The sequence below is a fragment of the Pseudomonas sp. EL_65y_Pfl2_R96 genome (genome assembly GCF_963970905.1).
Lineage (GTDB): Bacteria > Pseudomonadota > Gammaproteobacteria > Pseudomonadales > Pseudomonadaceae > Aquipseudomonas.
On the sequence record NZ_CAXAQH010000262.1, the window covers coordinates 1 to 493 of the forward strand.

1 protein-coding gene and 1 pseudogene are annotated in these 493 nt (G+C 56.8%); one reads left to right on the forward strand and one right to left on the reverse strand.

All coding sequences use genetic code 11. From position 1 onward, the window contains the following. Positions 1 to 259, forward strand: a pseudogene (locus AACY49_RS30530) (iron-containing redox enzyme family protein); the annotation flags it as partial. On the opposite strand, the gene AACY49_RS30535 reads toward AACY49_RS30530, so the two are convergent. Beyond that, on the reverse strand, positions 254 to 493 hold a 240-nt coding region (locus tag AACY49_RS30535), incomplete at its 5' end, for a holo-ACP synthase (protein ID WP_339528006.1). The pseudogene AACY49_RS30530 and the gene AACY49_RS30535 sit on opposite strands and share 6 nt — an antisense overlap.

Genomic DNA, 493 nt, shown 5'->3' on the forward strand with positions numbered 1-493 from the left:
GACACTCTCGCTAAAGCCGGCTCAGTTGACGTTCTTCATGGCGCACTCCGATATTGATGTCGAACACTTCCATGAAATAAAACTCATCCTGCAGCGCACGTGTAAATCTCAGTCCGACTGGGATGCCATTGCGACTGTCATGGAGACCAGTTTGCGCTTGACCGGCAACATGCTTGAAGCCGTCTATGACCAGTATGAAGCCTGGCAAAACGGCCGCGCGCCGCGTTATGACTTCCTTCACGCGTTGGATAAATCATGAAGTCCGCACTTCGATTTTCAGGGCTGGCGGAGGGAAACCCGCATGGCTGACTATTTCGATCGTCTGAACTATGCACTGGGGGATGAAGACACCGCGCTTGAATCCGGTGCCGACCGCCTTGGAAAAGGCTTCCTTCGCGGCAAAGCGTTTGGCCAGCGTGCCCGCCTTCGTGAACGGGCGTCGCGCCGCCTTGGCGCGCTCCACATCGGTGAACACCCGCTGCTCGAAGCGGTC